Here is a 1,177-nt window from a genome sequence, read left to right as displayed (position 1 = left end):
ATGGCGAAGGAAAAGTTTGACCGTTCGAAACCGCACGTGAACATCGGCACGATTGGTCACGTTGACCACGGCAAGACGACGCTGACGGCGGCGATCACGAAGTATTTTGGCGATTTCCGGGCCTATGACCAGATCGACGGCGCACCGGAGGAGAAGGCGCGCGGGATCACGATCTCGACGGCGCACGTTGAATACGAGACCGACGCGCGCCACTACGCCCACGTCGACTGCCCCGGCCACGCCGACTACGTCAAGAACATGATCACCGGTGCGGCGCAGATGGACGGCGCGATCCTGGTTGTGAACGCGGCCGACGGCCCGATGCCGCAGACGCGCGAGCACATTCTCCTGGCGCGCCAGGTTGGCGTTCCGGCGCTGGTGGTGTTCCTCAACAAGGTCGACCAGGTCGATGACGAGGAGCTTCTGGAGCTGGTCGAGATGGAAGTGCGCGAGCTTCTGAGCTCTTACGATTTCCCCGGCGACGACATCCCGATCATCGCGGGCAGCGCGCTGGCGGCGATGGAAGGGCGCGACCCGGAGATCGGCGAGAACAAGATCCGCGAGCTGATGGCGGCGGTGGACGAGTTCATCCCGACGCCCGAGCGCGCGGTGGACCAGCCGTTCCTGATGCCGATCGAGGACGTGTTCTCGATTTCCGGTCGCGGCACGGTGGTGACGGGGCGCGTCGAGCGCGGCGTGATCAACGTCGGCGACGAGATCGAGATCGTCGGCATCCACGACACCCGGAAGACCACCTGCACCGGTGTCGAGATGTTCCGCAAGCTGCTCGACCGCGGCGAGGCGGGCGACAACATCGGTGCGCTTCTGCGCGGGATCAACCGCGAGGACGTGGAGCGCGGGCAGGTTCTGTGCAAGCCGAAATCGGTGACGCCGCACACCAAGTTCGAGGCCGAGGCCTATATCCTGACCAAGGAAGAGGGCGGGCGGCACACGCCGTTCTTTGCCAACTACCGGCCGCAGTTCTACTTCCGCACGACGGACGTGACCGGCACGGTGGAGCTTCCCGAGGGCACGGAAATGGTGATGCCCGGTGACAACCTGAAATTCGCTGTCGAGCTGATCGCCCCCATCGCCATGGAAGACGGCCTGCGCTTCGCCATCCGCGAAGGCGGCCGCACCGTCGGCGCCGGCGTCGTCAGCAAGATCATCGAGTAAT

The 1,177-nt window shown here is 64.7% G+C and carries 1 protein-coding gene; it reads left to right on the top strand.

Annotation, left to right across the window (positions count from 1 at the left end):
• The coding region (gene tuf / locus C6W92_RS17455) for an elongation factor Tu (protein WP_129435398.1) at positions 1–1,176 on the top strand (1,176 nt) is incomplete at its 5' end.
• Between the last annotated feature and the right edge of the window lies 1 nt (position 1,177).

The sequence above is a fragment of the Roseovarius sp. A46 genome (genome assembly GCF_004126395.1).
GTDB lineage: Bacteria > Pseudomonadota > Alphaproteobacteria > Rhodobacterales > Rhodobacteraceae > Roseovarius > Roseovarius nitratireducens.
Note: the sequence above shows the minus strand (reverse complement) of the source record. Positions and strands in the feature narration are given on the sequence as shown.